Raw genomic sequence first — 18,367 nt, 5'->3', positions numbered from 1 at the left:
CGCCGGGATCAGTCGGCGGGTTCGGACCGCTCCCCGTCGTCCCCTCGCTGGCGCTCCGGCAGGGGCCCGTCGTAGCCGTCCGGGACGTACGGGCAGAGCGGGTCGCTACCCGTGGGGTCGCCCGTGACGGCGTGGGCCCGCGACCGACTCCCGCCGCAGACGTGGCGGAACTCGCAGGCGCCGCACTTCCCCGAGAAGCCGTCCGGGTCGCGGAGCGACTCGAAGCGGTCGGCGTTCCGGTAGACGTCGACGACCGACCGCTCGCGGACGTTCCCCGGCGACTCGGGAAGGAACCCGGACGGGTACACCTCGCCCGTGTGGCCGACGAACGCGAACCCGCGACCGGCGCTGACCCCGCCCCGTCGATCGGCTCCCGCGCCGGCACCGCCGGCCTCGGCGCGGTCGGGGGAGATCGGGTCGAGGACGCGACCGCGACCCACCGGAACGAGGAAGCAGACGCTCCAGCGGACGGCGCCGAGATCGCGGACACGATCGCGGATCGCGGGTCGGTCGTCGACCGCGTCCGCGCAGACGGTGGTGTTGACTTAGAGCGGGATCCCGGACCTGTCCGCCGCCGAACGGGGCGGCGTCCGCCAGCAGTCGCTTCCCCTCCGCGGTCGTCACATCGAAAGTGAATCTGCTGATCCGCGGAGGTCAGCGCGCGCTTTGCGGACGGGGACCGACCGGCGTCCGGCCGACTTAAGAGGGATCGCGCCGTCTCGGCGGCCGTGACGGAGCCGTCGACCCGCGACGAGAAGCTGGAGCTCGGCGTCGAGCTGCTGGCGCACGTCGAGCGCGAGGAGCTCGACCTCGCCGCCGCGGTCGACCGGATCGAGACGATCACGACGAGCCCGGCGCTCACCCGCGACATCCTCGACGCCGCCGAGAAGCGCGGCGTCATCGACCGCGAGGGCGCTCGGCTCCGAGTCAACACCGGCGGCACCTACGTCGAGTACGAGCGCCAGGTCGTCGCGCGCGAGGGCGACTTCGAGTGTCGGCGCTGCGGCGCCTCCGTCTCGACGGGCCACTTCATCGAGTTGGACGCGGGCGAACTCGGCCCGTTCGGCTCCTCCTGTATCCGGAAGGTGACCGGACGCGAGTCCGAATCAGAGTCGGAGTGAGGGCGGCCTCGACCCCTCACGGGGTCGGGCGCAGGCCCGGTCGCAGCTCGGCCCAACTCGCCGGAGTATTTACGTCGGCGCCCGAAGCGACGGTAATGACCGCGCCGAACCGGAACGTCCTGTGGGCGAACGCGCTCGTCGACGAGCTCGTCGCCGCGGGCGTCGACGCCGTCGTCGCCTCGCCGGGCAGCCGCTCGACGCCGCTGACCGTCGCCGCCGCGGGCCACGAGGAGCTTCGCGTGTTCTCGCAGCTCGACGAGCGCTCCGCCGCGTACTTCGCGCTCGGGCGGGCCCGTCGCACCGGCCGCGTGACGCCGCTGATCTGTACCTCCGGCACCGCCGCCGCGAACTACCACCCGGCCGTGATGGAGGCGAGCGAGGCCCGCGTCCCGCTGCTCGCGCTCACGGCCGACCGACCACCGGAGCTCCGCGACTCCGGCGCGAACCAGACCGCCGATCAGGAGAAGCTGTACGGCGATGCGGTCCGGTTCTACAAGGACCTCCCGGAGCCGGCCGCGAACGACCGAGCGCTCCGCTCGCTCCGCACCACCGTCGCCCGCGCCGTCGCGACTGCCGAGGGCGCCGACCAGGGACCGGTCCACCTCAACGTCCCGTTCAAGAAGCCGCTGGAGCCGACGCCGGTTCCGGGCGACGTGCCCGACGATCTGCCGGCGGCGGCCGAGCGCGGACGCGACGGCCCCTACGTCGACGTGACGGCGGGCGCCCCCGAGCCGGGCAACGACGAACTGCGCGCGCTCGCGACCGAGTTGGGCGACGCGGACCGCGGGCTGATCGTCGCCGGCCCGGCCGACCCGCCGGGGATCGACCCCGAATCGGTCACGGCGCTCGCGCACGCGACCGGGTTCCCCGTGCTGGCCGATCCGCTCTCCGGGCTCCGGTACGGTGGACACACGCGCGTCGCGCCCGTCATCGGGAACTACGACGGGTACCTCTCGGCCGGCCTCGCTGGCGGCGGGGAGGCGGGCGGCGCGAGCGATGGCAACGCGACCGAGGGCGACGCGACCGAGGGCGACACCACAGATGCGGCCGCCGGCTGGACCGACCCGGACGTCGTCCTCCGGCTCGGCGCCTCGCCCACCTCGAAGCGACTCCGGAAGTACCTCGCGGGGACGGGCGCCGACCAGTATCAGGTCGACCCCGCCGGGCGCTGGCGGGAGGCCGAGTTCGCCGCGACCGACCTCGTCGTCGCCGAACCGAGCCGGCTCTGCGTCCGCCTTTCGAGGCTCGTCGGCGGCGGCGCCGACGCCGACTGGCGCGCGCAGTGGGAGGAGGCGGACCGCGTCGCCGAGGCGGTCCACGCCCGGGAGGCGGACGCAGTCGACGGCGAGGCCGTAACTCAGGGCAGCGACGCCGGCTTCCACGAGGGCGACGCGCTCCGCGCGGTCGCGGACGCGCTCCCCGACCCCGCGACGCTGTTCGTCTCCAACTCGATGCCCGTCCGCGACCTCGACCGCTTCGTCGGCCCGACGACCGCGAACGTCACCGCGCTCGGCAACCGCGGCGTCTCCGGCATCGACGGGGTCGTCTCCAGCGCGCTCGGCGCGGGCAGCGGGACGACCGACGACCTCACGCTCGTCGTCGGCGACCTCGCCTTATACCACGACTCGAACGGCCTGCTCGCGGTCGACCGCTGCGACGTCGACGTCACGGTCGTGGCGGTCAACAACGACGGCGGCGGCATCTTCCACGAACTGCCGATCGAGTCGTTCGAGCCGCCGTTCACCGAGTCGTTCAAAACGCCGCACGGGATGGATTTCGAGCCGCTCGCCGACCTCCACGGGCTCGACTACGCACGGATCGGCGCGCGGCCCGACGCGCTCGCGGACCGCGGCGAGAATCCCGCGGAGCGCGCGCAGGCGGCCGCCGCAGACGTCGCCGACGCCGTTTCCCGCGCCCACGAGGAGCCGGGATCGCACCTGATCGAAGTCGACACGGACGCCGAGGCCAGCCACCGCACCCGCGAGCGGCTGGCGGCCGCGGTCGACCGCGCGGTCCACGGCGACGCGGGAGACGAGTAGGTCAGGGCACTATCGGGCTCGGCCCCTCGCCGTGGCGTTCACCGAGCGCGACCCCCGCGTACGCGACGACCGCGAACTGGATCCCGATACCGAGGCTCGCACCGAGCGCGAAGACGGCGGTGACGACCGGACCGCGGTCGGGGCCCAGGTACCAGAGGACCGCCGCGGACCCGAGAAGGAACGCGACGGTCGCGCTCGCGGCCGTCGCCAGCGCGGTCGACGTCGCGGAGACGCCGTCGTCTCGCAGCCCCGCGAGGAGTGCGACGCCGAACAGGAGCCCGTAGATCAGCAGGAACGCGGCGAACTGACTGGTCGCGAGGTACACCGAGAGCGACTCGGCCGACGGAAGTGAGACGGGCGATTCGAGCAGGATCGGTGCGAGCCGCCTGATTCCGCTGACAGCGAGCGCGACGACCGCGGCGACGACCGGTGGGAGGGCTGCCGTGCGCATGTCCGGGAGCCGACGGCGGGTTTACTTATAAAACCCGATCCCGGAGACGCCGCTTTTACGCCACGGTGACGACGGTCTCCGCGCTGGCGTCACGCCCCGTCGCCGTCGCCTCGCCGACGATCCGGTAGCTCCCTGAGGGTGGGCCCCGCCACGTCCCCTCGTGCCGACTGCCTCGCCGGGCGCGCTGCGGATCCGCTCGGGAGCCGCGGCCGAGACGGCCGACGACGGCTATAAACCCGGGCTTCCCCTACCGCTCGGCGTGCAGGTCGTCGGCTACGAGACGGACGTCGCGAGCGATCCGCCGGACGCGGACGGCGACGCGGAACGGGATCCGATCCCGGAGGCGAGCGGACCGATCGGCGGCGGACTCTACGTCGCGAGCGGCGGGAGCGTCGACTACGTGGACGCGAGCCCGGGCACCGAGCTCGCGTTCGGGCTCGGCGAGCGGCGCTGCGCGGGGACGGTCCACGAGGGCGACCATATCGCCTGCGACGCCGCCGACGCGCCGTACTGCGACGACCACTCGCACGTCTGGGTGTGCGCTCGGTGTACCGGGACGTGCCTGAAAGACGAGATGGACTGTCACGAGACGCACGCGATGTACCTCGCCGCGTTCGCGCCCGACGTGCTGAAGGTGGGCGTCACGCGGGAGTGGCGGCTCGGGACTCGCCTCCGCGAGCAAGGCGCGGACCGCGCGGCCCACGTCCGGAGCTTTCCGGACGGACGCATCGCGCGCGAGGTCGAGTCGGAGCTGGCCGCCGGCGACGACCTCGTCGACCGCGTCCGCGTCCCGACGAAGCTCGACGGGTTCGGGCGCGTGGTCGACGAGGCCGCGTGGGTGGCCCTCCTCGACCGCTTCGACCCGATAGCGCGGTTCGACTTCGACTACGGGCTCGACCTCGCCGAGCGCCCCGTCGCGGAGACGATGGCCGCCGGAACCGTTCGCGGCTGGAAGGGCCGGGTACTCGTACTCGACCGCGGCGGCTCCACGTACGCGGTCGACGCGCGCGACCTCGTCGGCTACGAGCTGACCGACGCGGTGCCGGAGCGAGAGCTACAGTCGAGCCTCGGGGCGTTCGGCGGGTGACTGGCGGCCTCGTGGCGACGCTGTTCGGCGACCCGTTCGCCGTCATGAACACTGTCGGGCTCGTCGCGTTCGCGCTGGTCGGCGCGAGCAAGGCGGTCCGCGAGGAGTTCGACCTCTTCGGCGTCGCGGTCGTCGGGCTCGCGATGGCGTTCGCCGGCGGCGTCACCCGCGACCTCCTCGTCGCGCGGATCCCCCTCGCGCTGCGGTCGCCGGTGGAGATCCTCTTGGGACTCGTGGGCGTCGCGCTCGCGGTCGGGCTGAGCGCGTGGCTCGCCTCCCCCGACGAACACCCGGTGACGCTCGTCGCCGACGCCGTCGGCCTCGCCGCGTTCGCCACGACCGGGGCCATCGTCGCGACGGACGCCGGGGTGTCCGCGTTCGGCGTCGTCGCCGTCGCGACTATCAACGCCGTCGGCGGCGGCGCGCTCGCCGACATCCTGCTCGACCGCTCGCCGTTCATCCTCTTCGAAGACTTCTACGCGAGCTGCGCCGTGATAGGCGGGATCGCGTACTGGCTGGTCGGCGCGCTCGGCGGGCCCTCGGGGGTCGCGGCCGCGGCGTGCGCGACGGTGACGGTCGGGCTCCGGCTCGTCGCCGTCGCTCGCGGCTGGCGACTCCCGACCGCGAAGCGGTTCGGCGACCGCTTCGGCGGCTGATCGCGTCAGCGACCGAATCCCTCGACGGCGACGACGCGCCGCACGCCGAGGTACGCCGCCGCGGCGATGGCGGCGTACGCGACCACGAGGACGCCCGTCGTCGCGTCCGCGCTGTCGATGGCGAGCCGCGCCACCGCGTTCGCCGGGCCGCCGGCCATCGCCGTCGCGCCGCCGAACAGCACGAGGACCGCGACCGAGTAGAGCAGCTGGGCCGCCTGCCGGTCGGGCGCGACCGCCGCGATGCCGACCGCCACGGCGACGACGAGCGTCGTCAGCGCGGTCATCAGCGCGAGTATCGGGCCGACGTTCGCGACGGACGTGCCGTTCGCCTCCAAGAGGAGGAGCCAGAGCAGCGCCTGCCCGGGGGCGATCCCGATCGCGGCGGCCGCCTTCCCGTCGACGATGTCGGCGAGCGTGACGGGCGCGACGCGGAGCAGTTCCATGGTCCCCTGATCGAGCTCCTCCGTGATCGAGTCGACGACGAGCGACCCCGAGATGAACACCGGGAGGAAGACGAGGAGCGGGATCAACACGGTGTAGGTGAACGTGAAGTACGGGCTGGTGTCGCTCCGGTCGGGCAGGGGGAGGGGAGACTCTTCGAGGAACGACGCGCGGGCGTCGCGCTCGTTCAGCTCGTAGGTCCGCAGCAGCTCGCGGAGCTGCACCACGATCACCGTCGTCTCCACGGTGGCGTCGGGGGCGGTGACGGCGGTCGACACCCGCCCCGACTCCGTGCGAGTCGTGACCACCACCGCGTCGGCCGCGTTCCGCTCGAAGGCGCTCCGCGCCGCGTTCGCGTCGTCGTACGGCGTGACCGAGGCGCCCGGGACCTCCGCGGCGGCGCGCTCCAATTCGTCGACGGCGTCGCCCGCGGCCGCGACCTCGATCTGCGCGCCGTCGAGCGCGCCCGGGTCGTACATCGAGACGAGCCCGACGACGAGGAACGACGAGAACATCGCGATGAACAGCTGGATCCCGATCGCCAGCAGGATCGTCTTCTCGGCGCGCAGCCCGGCGATCTCCCGCCCGGCGATCGTCAGGCGGCTATCCAAGGCCCACCACCCCGACGTTGTACGCGGCGTGCCCCAGCGTCGCCAGGGTCAGCGCCAGCGCGTACGCGGTCCGCCCCCTGCTTGCGCCGACGCTGGCGACGCTCGTCGTGACCGCGTGGAGGACGAGCGGGGCGAAGAACAGCGCGGCCAGCGCGAGCGGCGGCAGCCCGGAGAGCCCGGCCACGTCGGCGAACGCGGCGCGACCGATGAACAGGTCGGTGAGGCCGACGGCCTGAACGACCGCAGTGGCCTTCTCCGCGAGGAAGAACCCCGTTCCCGAGGCGATCCCGACCGCGAGCGCGACGCGGAGCGCTCCGTGGCCGTCTCCGGTCGCACCGCCGTCTCCGGCCGGGTCGCCGCCGATCCGCCCGAAGACGCCGCGCTCGAAGCCGGCGTAGAGGCCGACGCTCTTCGCGACCTCCTCGATGAACGCGATGGTCACGAGCAACACCGGGATCGAGACGGTGACCGGCAGCGCGAACAGGACCGCGACGGCCAGTAGCTCCGCGACGAACACGAAGGGGAGCGTACAGGCGGTGAGCAGCGCGACCGAGCCGAGCGCGCGGAGGCGGTCGCGGTCGAGGAGTCCGCCGCCGATCCCGCGGCGGGCCGGAATGGGCGAGAGCCGGACCGCGAGCGCGTCGAGGAACTTCCGCGTCACGGGCTTTTGCGAGAACATGTCCTCCTCGCGGTAGACGCCGAGCCCGAGGCCGAACAGCAGCGCGGCGCCGAGTCCCATCGGCGCGGTCGAGAAGAGCACCTCGCCGGTCGAGACGGCCTCGCCTTGGAGGTCGAAGACGACGAGCGTCAGCGGCGAAACGAGCGCGACGGGCGTCACGTTCGTGAAGATGGCCGGCACGAACGCGTAGGTGGTCAGGAGGACGCTCACGCCCACGGTGACGAAGGTCAGCTCCTTGAACGAGCGCGCGAACATCGCGCCGACGAAGGTGGCCCCGAGGAACGTCGCCGCGACCGGCGCCACCGCGACCACGGAGAGCGGCCCGCCGCCGACGACGAGCGCGATGAGGCTCGTGACGACCGCGGCGGCCGCCGCGTACGGCAGCGTCTTGCCGGCGACGATTTCGGCCGGCGACAGCGGCGTGACGAGCAGCGGCTCCCCCCGGCGGTTCGTCCGCTCGTCGAGGATCGAGGAGCCGTACGCCTGGATAAGGAAGTTCATCGGCACGAGGAAGGCGAACGCCAAGAGCAGCGAGGTGAACGGGAACGGGGGCGTGATCGACCCCGGCGAGCCGACCGTGCTCGCGCCGAAGGCGCCGCCGCCGATCGACGGCACCGCGAAGCCGTCGTCGTCCGACTCCGTGCTGCCGTCGGCGGAGCCAAGTCCGTCCGTCGCGCTTCCGTCGCCCGTGCTACTCTCGCCTGATCCGCCGTCGCCCGTGCCGTCCCCGCCATCGCCTGTGCCGTCGGGGCCGTCGCTCCCGCCACCACCGCCGTCCGGGCCGTCCGTCGATCCGCCGCCGCTCCCGCCGAGCGTCGCGCCGTCGTCGACGCCGGTCGTTCGGCCGACGTACCGGAGCGTGACGACGACCGGGAAGGCGGCGGTCTGGTTCGGCTCGGCCCGCATCAGCCGCTCGTTGTGCGCCGCGACCGCCTCGCGGACCGACGCGGCCGCCGCCTCGCCCTTCCGCGTGTCGCTCGCGCGCACGACGACCTCCTCGACGTCGGCGGCGTCGATCGATCCGTCGTCTCCGGCGCCGGGGCGCACGACCGTCACGACGACCGCGTCGGCGGAGTCACCGAGCGACGCCGACCGGGCCGAGACCGGGCGCAGCGACGGCGCCTCCTCGATCGCGTCCGTGTACGGTGACTCGCCGTCGACGCCGACCCGGTACACGTCTTGGTCGACGTCGAGCCCGGCGACGCCCGTCGCCACGCCGACGCCGACGACGCCGCCGGCGACGAGCAACAGGGCGACCCCGGCGGCGAGCGTCCGGCGGTCGACGCCCCCGGACGCTCTGGCCGACTCCCACCGGGCGACGCGGAGGACGCGGCGGACGCCGACCGCGAGCCGCCGGCCGACGCGGCGAAGCCTGTCGGTCACTCGGTCGCCTCCGTCGTCGCCGTCTCCGATGTCTCGTTCCCGTCGCCGTCGGCGTCGCTCTCGGCCCCGGTGCCGTCACCGCCGCGGTCGCCGGTGTATCGCCCGGGCATCGGCCGCCCGACGATGTCGAGGAACACGTCTTCGAGGCTCGGCTCGCGGCTCCGGATGTCGACGACCTCGCCGCCGGCGTCGCCGACGGCCTCCCGGACCGCGTCGACCGCGTCCATGCTCGGCACGGTCGTCCGGTACCGGTCGCCGACCTCCTCGGTCGTCGCGTCGAGGTCGGCGAGCGCGGGCGTCGCGGTCGGTTCGACGTCGGTGAACACTTGGTACGTCGTCTCGCCGTGTCGCTCGCGGATCCCGTCGACGCTGCCGCGGGCGACGATCCGGCCCTCGTTCATCACCACGACGCGGTCGCAGACCGACTCGACGTGGTAGAGGTTGTGCGCGGAGAAGACGACGGTCTTGCCCGTCTCGCGGAGCTCGCGGGTGAACGCCAGCACGGAGTTGGTCGTCACGGGGTCGAGTCCGGACGCGGGCTCGTCGTACACGAGCACGTCCGGGTCGTTGACCAGCGAGCGCGCGATGGCGACCTTGCGTTTCATCCCCTTCGAGACGTCGCCGAGGCGGCGCTCGCGGTGGTCGAGTTCGAGGCGGTCGAGCGCGGCCCCGATCCGCTCGTCGGCGACCTCCCGGGGCACGTCGTAGAGGTCGGCGAAGAAGCGGAGGTACGACCGCGCGGTCATCTCCTCGTACAGCGGCGACTCCTCCGGCAGGAACCCGAGGTGCCGGCGCATCTCGGGGTCCGAGGCGTCGAACCCGGCGACGGTCACCTCGCCGTCCGTCGGCTCGACGAGGCCGGCGATTATCTTGAGCGTCGTCGTCTTCCCGGCCCCGTTCGGGCCGACGATCCCGAACACCTCGCCGTCGTCGACGGCGAAGTCGCTGTCGACCACGGCCGCGAAGTCGCCGTAGGTCTTCCGCAGCCCCGACACCTCGATCATGCCTGCGCTTCCGCCGGCGCGTGGGTTAAACCCACGCCCGCGGTTATCGCCCCCGAGAACGCGGCGAAGAGGGAGTGACGGGGGGCCGAGAGAGCCGCCGGGAGACTCGCCGTGCGCTCGACGCCGCGACGGCGCCGGACGCGCGCGTCGGCGACACGGGCAACACGCGCGATCGAGAAGGTGTGCGGACGTTGATCGATCGAGAAGGCGCTGCGGACGACGGTCGATCGGGGTCCCGACTCCGCCCGTGGCCCGTCACTCCGTGTAGGGTTTCTCGATGCTCGCGTCGCCGCTGATGTACCCGTTCATCCGACGGGTGACACCGTCGAACAGCGTGATGAGCGGTGAGAGGACGCGCTCGACGAATTGGACCGGCGACGCGACCCGCAGCGACCACGTCTCTGCGTTGCCGAGGCCGAACGCCTTGGGGACGATCTCGCCGAACACGAGGACGAGGACGCTCGTACAGACGGTCGTCGCCACGACCGCGGCGCCGGAGGGGAGGTAGCTCGCGATCAGCACGGTCACGATGCTCGAGATGGCGATGTTGACGACGTTGTTTCCGACCAGCAGCGTCACCAGCAGTCGGTGGGGGTCGTCGTAGAGTTCCTTCAGAACGTGCCCCCGCGGGTCGTCCGCGACGGCCTGCTGCTCGAACCACTCCGCGGGCAGCGAGAAGATCGCGGTCTCCGAACTCGAAAAGAACGCGCTGAGCGCCAGCAGCACAGTCACCGTCGCGACCCCGGCCACCCCGAGTGTGACTCCGACCATGACGCGAATTGAAAAACGAGGTCAAAGAGGGTGTCGGCCGGTCGCAGGCGCCCGGCGGAGCGGCGCACCGCTCCCGGTCCGGGACGTGTAGCGGTGCCCGTCGGCCATTCCGTTGGAACGCAGAAATCGGGGGGGTGCGTTACTCCTCTTCTTCCTCTTCCTCGACCGGCCCTCGGCCTCGTTCCCAGACGGCGTCCGCCGAGGTGTCGTTCGGTGCGGTGTGCGAGACGTCTTTCATCGTGTCACGGTCGCTTGCCATGTTGCTCTGCGATAGCGCGGACCCCTGTATTAACCCTTCGTGGAAAGAGATAATGAGACCTGATACCATATAAGGAATTAATATTGAACGCTCCGGAGAGGATCCGGCCAGTGGTCGATCTGTGAATTAGTGCCGATACTCGCGTCGAAAACCGGACGAACGTACAGATACGAGCAATGGCCCGTAGCGATGAGGGGGCCGGCCGCCGGAGAAGTCGACGTGTTCGGAAACCGCACCGCGGCCGGAGACGCCGACCGTGACGGCCGAGCGTCGGTCGTCCGCGAGGGCGCGACGCTCGCGGTCGGTCGCGACGTCGACGCGCCGCCGGAACCGACCGCGAGGGCGCTCCGCGACACGCGGCGGTGGCCCGACTGGAGTCCGTCCGTCCGCGGCGTCGAGAGCGCGGACCGGTACGTCGAGACCGGGACGACCGGACGGGTCCGGGTCGCGGGCGTCTGGGTCCCGTTTCGCGTGACGACGGCGACGCGCCTTCGGTGGGACTGGGCGGTCGCCCGGATCCCCGCGACCGGGCACCGCGTCGACCGGTACCCGGAGGATACGGGCCAGTGTCGGGCGGTGATCGAGGTCCCGCTGATCGCGGCCCCGTACGTCCCGGTCTGTCGGCGCGCGCTCGACCGCTTCGCGGCGCTCGTCGAGGAGAAATGACCCTAGTGAGGCCGGAGCGGGAGGACCTACCGGCGTCTCAGTTTTCGTACCCGTTCTCAAACGGGTCAATGACCTCGCTGCCGGGGTCGTCCTCGTCGCGGGTGAAACCGGGGCCCTGCGTCGCCAGTTCGAAGACGAGCCCGTCGGGGTCGGTGAAGTAGACGCTCTTGAAGTAGGTGCGGTCTTTTACCTCGGAGACCTCAACGTCGTGGGCTTCGAGGTGGTCTCGCCACTCGCGGAGCGTCGCCTCGTCCGCGACGCCGAACGCGAAGTGGTGGCTCGCCCCCGGTCCGGGCGTCCCCTGCGAGCGGGGGTACTCGAAGTAGGTGACCGTTGTCCCGGGTTCGCCCTCCGGGGTCGACGAAAAGTAGTAGTGCGGCGTCCCGGGGTCGTCGTAGTTCTGCGTCTGCTTGACCGTGTGCCAGCCGAGCACGTCCTCGTAGAACGACTGGGTCTCGTCCATGTCGGTACAGATGTTCGTGACGTGGTGGAGCCCCGTCGTCGGCGGCGCGTCGGTCATGGTGCGTGTGACCGGTCGTCGGGAGGACAGTTAGTCGTACTGCCGACCCGGGGGTCGGCCGTGTCGGTGACGTGGAAAATGTCGCGACGGTCGCGGAACGGGTCGTTCGGGCGGTTCGGTCAGTCGGTTCGGTCAGTCGGTTCGGTCGAGAACCGGGACGGTCAGTAGTTTCGGCCGCCGCTCAGAACAGGCCCATCCCGACCGCGTACGGCCACGCGGAGCCGCCGACGGCGAGCAGCGCGAGCGCGGCGCCGGCGCCGTAGACGTTCTTCAGGAAGCTCGTCATCTCGTTCTGCTTCTCCTCGGGGTCGTCCATCGACCAGAAGTCGTGCATCGTCACGGCGGAGACGAGGAGGAAGAACGCGAGCGACCCCGCGGCGAGGACCGGGAACGCACCGGCGGCGACGGCGAGGCCGCCGAGAGCGAGGACGGCGCCGGACGCGATCACCGAGAACTGCGGCGCCGGCAGGCCCTTGAACTCGGCGTAGCCGGCCATCGTTTCGAGGTCCATGAAGTGGTTGAGCCCCATGAACGCGAGCGTCGCGCCGAACAGGATCCGGCCGAGCAGGAAGAGTTCGCCCGAGAGGGGGGCGTCGAACTGGAGCGGTAACGTCGCGGTTTCAGCTAACATCGTGTAACCTACTATACGTACGTAACCTATTTATCGCTTCCCGGACAATACAGTTAGTAGGTAACACCGATGTCATCACAGGATCTCTCGGCGGCGGAATCGACGGAGACGGAGGATTCCGGGGCTGACGCGACGACGGAAGGGACGACGGAGGCGGACGCGGCCACGGCGCCCGAGACCCCCTGTCCCGTCATCGACTCCATCGAACAGATCGGATCGCAGTGGCGGCTCGTCGTCCTCCACGAGCTGTTGAACGGCGAGGCGCGGTTCAACGAGCTCAAACGCGAGACCGACGCGAACGCCCGCACCCTCTCGCGCGTGCTCGACGACCTCCAAGAGACCGGCTTCGTCGACCGCCGGCTGGAGGAGGACTCGCCGGTGGCGACGTACTACAGCCTGACCGCCAAGGGCGAGTCGCTCGCCCCCGTCTTCGAGGAGATCGACGAGTGGGCCCACGAGTGGCTCGCCGAGTGCGACGCTTGACATCCTCCCCGCACTGAAGCGCGAGGCTTTCTCCTTGATTCTCCGTAGGATCTGGTCGACGAGGTTGCCGGTCGTTTATGAATCAATCTCGGCCTCGTAGCCGTTTATTTATAAATCGCCGCTAGGGAGTCTATCCGGACCACCGCCAAAGCCCCAGTCGCGAGGCCGCAGTACGCTCGTTGCGCTCCTCGCTCGCTCCGCTCGCTGCGGTGCTTACGTGGTCATCAGAACGCTTTGCGTTCTGATTGGCTCACGAGAACACAGCTCTCGTGAACGCCTACGTCGCCCTCGCGGCTGCCCGTTTGAGTCCCATCCCCCACAGCAACCGCGCCTCACGCCTCCCCAGCCTCGTCGGCCTCCCTCCGCTTCGCTCCGGTCGGCCGACTCCCTCGCGCGTGCTGACTCGCGGCCGCTCGCAGGCACGCGCCACCGCTCCGCTTGTATATAAATGAACGGCGCGGTTGTTTGCGTTCCGTCTGTAGTATCACGTCTTCGAGAGGGCACTCTGCCGCCGAAACGCACACCCTTCTCCGGCGCGTACGGGTCTGCGTGTACGCCGGACTGAAGAACACCCCCTGTTGCCTCTGCGGCCGGAACGACACCCACACCCGGATCGCCGTGCCGCCGCGGGCGCTCCGGCTCATGGAGAACGGCGGGCCCATCGCGTGGCGTGACGTCGTCGGCACCGTGACGCTTCGCTTCTGCGCCGACGACTGGGACCTCGTGAGCGACCTCGCAATCGAGATGGACGCGCATCCGCTCTCGCGGTGTAACGCGGCGCACGTCTCCCTCGACCTCCGGGAGGACCACGAGGCGCTGCTGTCGGCGACGAAGGGCGAGACGGATCAGACGGAACTAGAGGCGCGGTTGGCGCGCGAGGCCGAGGCGACCCTCGACGCGGTCGACGACCCCTACACCGAGGAGCGCGACGTGGTCGAGGCGGTCGTCGTGTTGCGCGCGCTGGAGGAACTCGGCGTGCGGGACGGCCCGGGTCGCGGCGCGACCGAGGGAACGGCGGCCGCGGACGACGACTGAATCCGACGTTTCACCGCCTGACCTCGAACCCCTCTTCGCCCTCGGGGTCGCCGTACTCGGCGTCGACGTCGTCGACCTCGGCGGCGTCGCTTCCGGTCTCACACCACGCTACCATGTCCCGGACGTCGCCCTCGGGCCCCTCGAAGACGGCCTCGACCCGGCCGTCGTCGAGGTTCCGCACCCAGCCGTCGACGCCCGCCTCGCGGGCGGCGTCGCGGGTGCTCGCTCGGTAGAAGACGCCCTGAACGCGGCCAGAGACGAAGACGTGCGCGCGAACGCGGTCGGTCATCGGTCGGTGGTGCGGCGCGCTGCCTGTTAAACGACCCGCCCGCGACCGACCGTCTGATCGACCCGTGCCCGCACCGACCCGCGTCCGTTAACCGACCTGCGCCCGCAACCGACGCCTACTAACTCCCGGACGCCGAGGTGGGCGATATGGACCTGTTCGGAACCGCCGGGATACGCGGCGGCGTCGAAGAGCGCGTCACGCCGGCGCTCGCGCTCGCCGTCGGGCGAGCCGTGGGCGCCGAGATCCGAAGCCGAGCCGACGAGTCGGCCGAGGGACCGACCGCCGGGTCGCCCTCCCAGTCGACCCCAGAGCCGACCGTCGTCCTCGCCCGCGACGGGCGGGTGACCGGACCGGCGCTCGCGGCCGCGATGGAGGCCGGGCTGGCGGCGGGCGGCGTCGACGTGCGCCGCGCGGGGCAGCTCCCGACGCCGGCGCTCGCGCACGCCTCGCGCGGCCGCTACGGCGTGATGCTCACCGCCTCGCACAACCCCCCGACCGACAACGGGATCAAGCTGTTCCGCGACGGCGTCGAGTTCGACCGCGACGCGGAGCGCGCCGTCGAGTCGCGGGTCGCCGACGAGGAGCCGGTCGCCCCGTGGGACGAGTGGACCGAGGCGACCCGGACCGACCCGCTCGGCGGGTACCTCGACGACGTGCGGGAGTACGCCGCGGGGTTCGGCGCGCCCCTCGACGGCCTCCGGGTCGCGGTCGACTGCGGCAACGGGATGAGCGCGCCCGCGACGCCGGCCGTCCTCCGAGAACTCGGCGCGGACGTGGTCACGCTCAACGGGAACGTCGACGGCCACTTCCCCGGCCGCGGGAGCAAGCCGACCCCGGAGACGCTCGCCGACCTCCGCGCGTTCGTCGCGGACGCCAACGAGGGGGTCGAGGACCCGGGACGCCCGCCCGAGGTCGGAAGCGACGGAGCGAATGTCGACGACGAACCGGACGAGACCGAGGGGTTCGCCTTCGGCATCGGTCACGACGGCGACGCCGACCGGATCGTGATCGTCGACGCGGACGGGGAGGTCGTCCACGAGGACACGGTGCTGGCGATACTCGCGGAGCGGTACACCCGTGAGAGCGACGCGGCCGACCCCGTCGTCGTGACCACGCCGAACGCCTCCGGGCGGATCGACGAGCGGGTTCGGGAGGCCGGCGGGCGCGTCGAGCGCGTGCGACTCGGCGCGCTCCACGAGGGGATCGCCGCGGTGCGGGAGGACGCCGCCGGGGCCGGCGCCCTCGGCGAGGCGGGCGCGGTCGGCGAGGCGGGCGCCGCCGGCGAGGAGGGCGACGACACCCGCGTCGTCTTCGCGGCCGAGCCGTGGAAGCACATCCACGTCGCCTTCGGCGGGTGGATCGACGGCGTGACCTCCGCGGCGGTGACCGCGCGCCTCGTCGCCGACGAGGGGCTCGACGCGCTGCGGGCGCCGGTCACGGAGCGGCCCTACCGCAAGGTGAGCGTCTCGTGTCCCGACGAGGCGAAGGAGTCGGTCATGGACCGGTTGGAGACGGCGCTGCCGGAGGCGTTCCCCGACGCCGCGGTCGACACGGACCACGGCGTCCGACTGGAGTTCGAGGCCGCCTCGTGGACGCTCGTGCGACCCTCCGGCACGGAGCCGTACGTCCGCGTGTACGCCGAGAGCGACGACGTCGACGCCCTCGTCGCCGAGGTCGAGAGCGTCGTCGAGGACGCGGTCGCGGCGGCGTAAGCGACGGACGGCTCGAACGCCGCGGCACTTTCGCCGACCAGTGCGGCGTCCCGTTCACGATCGTGAGAAATACGGGGTCGTGGATCAAAGCGATGCGCCTGGCCGACGATCTCCCCGAAATACGGCCGCTTCTCTTCACGAACGTGTCACCTCGGTGCGGCGGGGAGCGACGAATTTATGCCGCGTTCCGACGGGGTTACGAGTGAGATGACATCCGACTTCGATCGGCGGCGGTTCATCAAGGCGGCAAGCGCAGCGGGCCTCGTCGGCCTCGCCGGGTGTAGCGGCGGCCCGAGCGGCGACGGGGGCGACGGGGGCGACGGCGACGTGCCGGCGCGGGTCGGCATCGTCTACTCCGACGGCGGTCTCGGCGACAACTCGTTCAACGACGCGGCCCAGCAGGGCATTCTCCAAGCCGAAGAGGAGTTCGGCATCGCCTACGCGGAGTCGGAGCCGGACGGTGCGGGCGAGTTCGAGCAGTTCCAGCAGCAGTACGCCGGCTCGACGGACCCGAACTACGACCTCGTCTCCACCATCGGGTTCAACCAGGGCGACGCGCTCTCGCAGACCGCGCCCGACTACCCCGACCAAGACTTCATGATCGTCGACACGGTCGTCGACGAGCCGAACGTCGCGAACTACCTGTTCCGCGAACACGAGGGGTCGTTCCTGATGGGCGTGCTCGCCGGGCGCCTGACCGAGACGGAATTCTCCGCCGGGGGCGGCGAGACCGATCCCGACTCGACGAACGTCGGATTCGTCGGCGGCGTCGACAGCCCCGTCATTCGCCGGTTCCAGGCCGGATTCGAGGCCGGCGTCGACTACGCGACCGACGACGTGGACGTCACCACGAGCTACGTCGGTAGCTACGCCGACCCCACTGGCGGACAGGAGGCGGCGCTGTCGATGTACCAGAGCGGGGCCGACATCATCTACCACGCCTCGGGCGCGACGGGCGTCGGCGTGTTCCAGGCCGCGCAGGAGGAGGAGCGGTTCGCCTTCGGCGTCGACCAAGACCAGTCGGTGTCCAACGAGTCGTTCGCGGACGTCATCCTGGCGTCGATGGTGAAACGGGTCGACACCGCGGTGTACGAGTCGATCTCGAACGTCATCGACGACAACCACCAAGGCGGCTCGACGACGGCGCTCGGGCTCGAATCCAACGGCGTCGAGTGCGTCTACGGGCAGGAGATCGGCGACCAGGTGCCCGACGAGATCGCGACCGCGGTGGCGGACGCGCGCGACGAGATCATCGCCGGGAACATCGAGGTCCCGGAGACGACGAGCAACTGAACGTTCGAACGCCGTATTTTTCGCCGTAGTAGTCGACACACCGACAGTTCCCGACGGCGTCGCTCCGGAATCCGCGCGTTTTTACGGGTAGCCACGGAGTTACGGGTGAATGAACCCGGCGGTCCACTTGGACGGCATCACGAAGCGATTCCCCGGGGTCGTCGCGAACGACGACGTTGATCTCACGGTCGAGCGCGGGAGCGTCCACGCCCTGCTCGGCGAGAACGGGGCCGGCAAGACCACGTTGATGAACGTGCTGTACGGCCTCTACCAGCCGACCGAGGGGACCGTCCGCCTCGACGGCGAGCCGCAGTCGTTCGACTCGCCGCGGGACGCGATCGAGGCCGGCGTCGGCATGATCCACCAGCACTTCATGCTGGTCGACCCGATGACGGTGTGGGAGAACGTCGTCTTGGGCAACGAGCCGACGACGTGGGGCGGACTGCGCGTCGACAGGGAGGCGGCCCGGGAGGCCGTCGTCGAACTCAGCGAGCGGTACGGGTTCGACGTGGACCCCGACGCGACCATCGCTGACATCTCCGTCGGCGAACAGCAGCGCGTCGAGATCCTGAAGGCGCTGTACCGCGGCGCCGACGTGCTCATCATGGACGAGCCGACCGCGGTGTTGACCCCGCAGGAGGTCGACGAGCTGTACGGCGTCTTCGAGGAGCTGACCGAGCAGGGGAAGACGATCATCTTCATCTCGCACAAGCTCGGCGAAGCGTTGTCGGCGGCGGACGACATCACCGTCCTCCGCGACGGGGTCAACGTCGGTACGGTCGCGGCGGCCGACGTGACCCGCGAGGAACTCGCGGAGATGATGGTCGGCCGAGAGGTGTTGATGGACCCCGCGACGACGCCGCAGGAGGCTGGCGACCGCGTGCTGGAGGTGACGGGACTCAGCGTCGAGGACGACCGCGGCGTCGAGGCGGTCTCGGACCTCTCTTTCGAGCTCCGGGGCGGCGAGATACTGGGGATCGCGGGCGTCGACGGCAACGGCCAGTCGCAGTTGGTCGAGGCGGTCACGGGCCTGCGAGATGCGGCGTCCGGCGACGTCCGCTACCGCGGCGAGTCGATGGTCGGGAAGACGCGTCGCGACCGGATCGACCGCGGGATGGCGTTCATCCCCGAGGACCGACAGGAGCGCGGCCTCGTGATGTCGTACGACCTCGTCGAGAACGGAATCCTCGGAAGCCAGCACCTGTCTCTTATACACATCTCTGATGGCGCGAGGGA

At 71.2% G+C, this 18,367-nt stretch carries 18 protein-coding genes and 1 pseudogene; 10 read left to right on the top strand and 9 right to left on the bottom strand.

Annotation, left to right across the window (positions count from 1 at the left end; genetic code table 11):
• Positions 1-8: 8 nt before the first annotated feature.
• Positions 9-575 (bottom strand): annotated as a pseudogene (locus C463_RS08060) (radical SAM/SPASM domain-containing protein); the annotation flags it as partial.
• 153 nt (positions 576-728) lie between these two features.
• Between C463_RS08060 and C463_RS08055 the strand changes: the two are divergent.
• Positions 729-1,121 carry a DUF5830 family protein gene (locus tag C463_RS08055; RefSeq protein ID WP_008442646.1) on the top strand — a complete coding sequence of 131 codons (393 nt, stop codon included), beginning with the start codon at positions 729-731 and terminating at the stop codon, positions 1,119-1,121.
• A gap of 95 nt (positions 1,122-1,216) precedes the next feature.
• Positions 1,217-3,160 (top strand): 2-succinyl-5-enolpyruvyl-6-hydroxy-3-cyclohexene-1-carboxylic-acid synthase, encoded by a 1,944-nt coding sequence (menD, locus tag C463_RS08050; protein WP_008442645.1) that lies wholly within the window; start codon positions 1,217-1,219, stop codon positions 3,158-3,160.
• A 1-nt stretch (position 3,161) separates the two neighbouring features.
• Here the strand turns inward: menD and C463_RS08045 are convergent, their stop codons facing one another.
• Positions 3,162-3,611 (bottom strand): hypothetical protein, encoded by a 450-nt coding sequence (locus C463_RS08045; protein ID WP_008442644.1) that lies wholly within the window; start codon positions 3,609-3,611, stop codon positions 3,162-3,164.
• A gap of 259 nt (positions 3,612-3,870) precedes the next feature.
• Here C463_RS08045 and C463_RS08040 point away from each other — a divergent pair, with 259 nt between their 5' ends.
• Positions 3,871-4,698, top strand: a complete 828-nt coding sequence (locus C463_RS08040; RefSeq protein ID WP_193365862.1) for a DUF2797 domain-containing protein — start codon at positions 3,871-3,873, stop codon at positions 4,696-4,698.
• Positions 4,695-5,354 carry a trimeric intracellular cation channel family protein gene (locus C463_RS08035; protein WP_008442642.1) on the top strand — a complete coding sequence of 220 codons (660 nt, stop codon included), beginning with the start codon at positions 4,695-4,697 and terminating at the stop codon, positions 5,352-5,354. Before C463_RS08040 ends, C463_RS08035 begins: the two co-directional genes overlap by 4 nt.
• Positions 5,355-5,359: 5 nt before the next feature.
• Here the strand turns inward: C463_RS08035 and C463_RS08030 are convergent, their stop codons facing one another.
• The 4 genes from C463_RS08030 to C463_RS08015 form a co-directional block, all read right to left on the bottom strand.
• Positions 5,360-6,406, bottom strand: coding sequence for an ABC transporter permease (locus C463_RS08030; RefSeq protein WP_008442641.1), 1,047 nt, complete (start codon positions 6,404-6,406; stop codon positions 5,360-5,362).
• Positions 6,399-8,468 (bottom strand): ABC transporter permease, encoded by a 2,070-nt coding sequence (locus tag C463_RS08025; protein WP_008442640.1) that lies wholly within the window; start codon positions 8,466-8,468, stop codon positions 6,399-6,401. The genes C463_RS08030 and C463_RS08025 overlap by 8 nt, the downstream gene beginning before the upstream one ends.
• On the bottom strand, positions 8,465-9,472 hold the full coding sequence (locus C463_RS08020; protein WP_008442639.1) for an ABC transporter ATP-binding protein: 1,008 nt from the start codon (positions 9,470-9,472) through the stop codon (positions 8,465-8,467). The genes C463_RS08025 and C463_RS08020 overlap by 4 nt, the downstream gene beginning before the upstream one ends.
• A 255-nt stretch (positions 9,473-9,727) precedes the next feature.
• A complete protein-coding gene (locus C463_RS08015) occupies positions 9,728-10,243 on the bottom strand; it encodes a CNNM domain-containing protein (protein WP_008442637.1) in 516 nt (171 codons plus the stop codon).
• A gap of 478 nt (positions 10,244-10,721) precedes the next feature.
• Here C463_RS08015 and C463_RS08010 point away from each other — a divergent pair, with 478 nt between their 5' ends.
• Positions 10,722-11,168 (top strand): polyketide cyclase, encoded by a 447-nt coding sequence (locus tag C463_RS08010; protein WP_049905692.1) that lies wholly within the window; start codon positions 10,722-10,724, stop codon positions 11,166-11,168.
• 37 nt (positions 11,169-11,205) lie between these two features.
• Here C463_RS08010 and C463_RS08005 read toward each other — a convergent pair whose 3' ends face one another.
• Together C463_RS08005 and C463_RS08000 are read right to left on the bottom strand one after the other, a co-directional pair.
• Positions 11,206-11,688: a VOC family protein gene (locus C463_RS08005; RefSeq protein WP_008442634.1), complete on the bottom strand. Its 483-nt coding sequence runs from the start codon at positions 11,686-11,688 to the stop codon at positions 11,206-11,208.
• Positions 11,689-11,869: 181 nt separating this feature from the next.
• On the bottom strand, positions 11,870-12,319 hold the full coding sequence (locus tag C463_RS08000) for a DoxX family protein (protein WP_008442633.1): 450 nt from the start codon (positions 12,317-12,319) through the stop codon (positions 11,870-11,872).
• A 69-nt stretch (positions 12,320-12,388) separates the two neighbouring features.
• Between C463_RS08000 and C463_RS07995 the strand changes: the two genes are divergently transcribed.
• Positions 12,389-12,802 carry a winged helix-turn-helix transcriptional regulator gene (locus C463_RS07995; protein ID WP_008442632.1) on the top strand — a complete coding sequence of 138 codons (414 nt, stop codon included), beginning with the start codon at positions 12,389-12,391 and terminating at the stop codon, positions 12,800-12,802.
• A 549-nt stretch (positions 12,803-13,351) separates the two neighbouring features.
• Positions 13,352-13,837, top strand: a complete 486-nt coding sequence (locus C463_RS07990) for a hypothetical protein (RefSeq protein ID WP_008442631.1) — start codon at positions 13,352-13,354, stop codon at positions 13,835-13,837.
• A gap of 10 nt (positions 13,838-13,847) precedes the next feature.
• Here the strand turns inward: C463_RS07990 and C463_RS07985 are convergent, their stop codons facing one another.
• Positions 13,848-14,126: an acylphosphatase gene (locus tag C463_RS07985; protein WP_008442630.1), complete on the bottom strand. Its 279-nt coding sequence runs from the start codon at positions 14,124-14,126 to the stop codon at positions 13,848-13,850.
• Positions 14,127-14,272: 146 nt separating this feature from the next.
• Between C463_RS07985 and C463_RS07980 the strand changes: the two genes are divergently transcribed.
• The 3 genes from C463_RS07980 to C463_RS07970 all read left to right on the top strand — a co-directional run.
• A complete protein-coding gene (locus C463_RS07980) occupies positions 14,273-15,838 on the top strand; it encodes a phosphoglucomutase/phosphomannomutase alpha/beta/alpha domain I (RefSeq protein ID WP_008442629.1) in 1,566 nt (521 codons plus the stop codon).
• Between the two features lie 207 nt (positions 15,839-16,045).
• A complete protein-coding gene (locus tag C463_RS07975) occupies positions 16,046-17,131 on the top strand; it encodes a BMP family lipoprotein (RefSeq protein ID WP_008442628.1) in 1,086 nt (361 codons plus the stop codon).
• Positions 17,132-17,240: 109 nt separating this feature from the next.
• On the top strand, positions 17,241-18,367 hold a 1,127-nt coding region (locus C463_RS07970), incomplete at its 3' end, for an ABC transporter ATP-binding protein (RefSeq protein WP_008442627.1).

The sequence above is a fragment of the Halorubrum californiense DSM 19288 genome (assembly GCF_000336875.1).
GTDB classification, from domain to species: Archaea; Halobacteriota; Halobacteria; order Halobacteriales; family Haloferacaceae; genus Halorubrum; species Halorubrum californiense.
Note: the sequence above shows the minus strand (reverse complement) of the source record. Positions and strands in the feature narration are given on the sequence as shown.

Bases quoted from the DNA above. Each gene is read 5' to 3' on its own strand.
- C463_RS08015 (WP_008442637.1), bottom strand. From the start codon at position 10,243: ATGGTCGGAGTCACACTCGGGGTGGCCGGGGTCGCGACGGTGACTGTG.
- C463_RS07995 (WP_008442632.1), top strand. From the start codon at position 12,389: ATGTCATCACAGGATCTCTCGGCGGCGGAATCGACGGAGACGGAGGAT.
- C463_RS08020 (WP_008442639.1), bottom strand. From the start codon at position 9,472: ATGATCGAGGTGTCGGGGCTGCGGAAGACCTACGGCGACTTCGCGGCC.
- C463_RS08045 (WP_008442644.1), bottom strand. From the start codon at position 3,611: ATGCGCACGGCAGCCCTCCCACCGGTCGTCGCCGCGGTCGTCGCGCTC.
- C463_RS07985 (WP_008442630.1), bottom strand. From the start codon at position 14,126: ATGACCGACCGCGTTCGCGCGCACGTCTTCGTCTCTGGCCGCGTTCAG.
- C463_RS07980 (WP_008442629.1), top strand. From the start codon at position 14,273: ATGGACCTGTTCGGAACCGCCGGGATACGCGGCGGCGTCGAAGAGCGC.
- C463_RS07975 (WP_008442628.1), top strand. From the start codon at position 16,046: ATGACATCCGACTTCGATCGGCGGCGGTTCATCAAGGCGGCAAGCGCA.
- C463_RS08000 (WP_008442633.1), bottom strand. From the start codon at position 12,319: ATGTTAGCTGAAACCGCGACGTTACCGCTCCAGTTCGACGCCCCCCTC.
- C463_RS08005 (WP_008442634.1), bottom strand. From the start codon at position 11,688: ATGACCGACGCGCCGCCGACGACGGGGCTCCACCACGTCACGAACATC.
- menD (WP_008442645.1), top strand. From the start codon at position 1,217: ATGACCGCGCCGAACCGGAACGTCCTGTGGGCGAACGCGCTCGTCGAC.